Below are 547 nucleotides of genomic sequence, written 5' to 3' on the forward strand. Positions count from 1 at the left end.
CACAGGAGGCGGTTCCACAACCGGCTGCTTGGATTTGACATAATCGATCAATTTTTTGCCACCATCAAGCTTAGTCCAATCTTTACTTGGATCGATCACTTTCTCTATTGCCGGTGCTTTACCAGTCGCACCTGTTAAATTGAAAACCAAATCGTTGTAATCTTTATCTGAACCCTGATCGACGCGCTGATCTTCCATCGCAAATGCCTTGCCGTTGCCAGTAACATCTGCTACTTGACCGTACAACCAAGCATCATCTGGATTAGTGCTAGATAATGACAACAGCGGGCGTTTGTCACCGCCGGCACCGGGATTTTTAAACACATCTTGCACAGTACCATTTGGCACCAGCATCACCGCAAAAGCCTCGCCCGGTTTCATCCCAAATGTTTTCTGCCCGCTGTACTGCCCCTGGTTATAATTTGCCTCTCCCAAGCTGCCATTAAATAGTGGATTTGCACCTTCTGTGGCATTGGTGACAAGTTAAGGCTGTAAGTCTTTTGTCAAGAGGTTTTCAGAGAATTGTTGAAAAAGAACTGGTCAGACC

General features: G+C 46.3%; 1 protein-coding gene. It reads right to left on the bottom strand.

Annotated features, from left to right (window positions below; all coding sequences use genetic code 11):
• Positions 1 to 381 (bottom strand): DUF4114 domain-containing protein (locus QUB70_RS30820; RefSeq protein WP_332985550.1); only part of this gene is annotated, 381 nt, incomplete at its 3' end.
• Positions 382 to 547 lie beyond the last annotated feature (166 nt).

Origin of the sequence: Microcoleus sp. A003_D6 (assembly GCF_036702825.1) — a bacterium.
In the GTDB taxonomy this organism is placed as follows: Bacteria; Cyanobacteriota; Cyanobacteriia; order Cyanobacteriales; family Microcoleaceae; genus Microcoleus.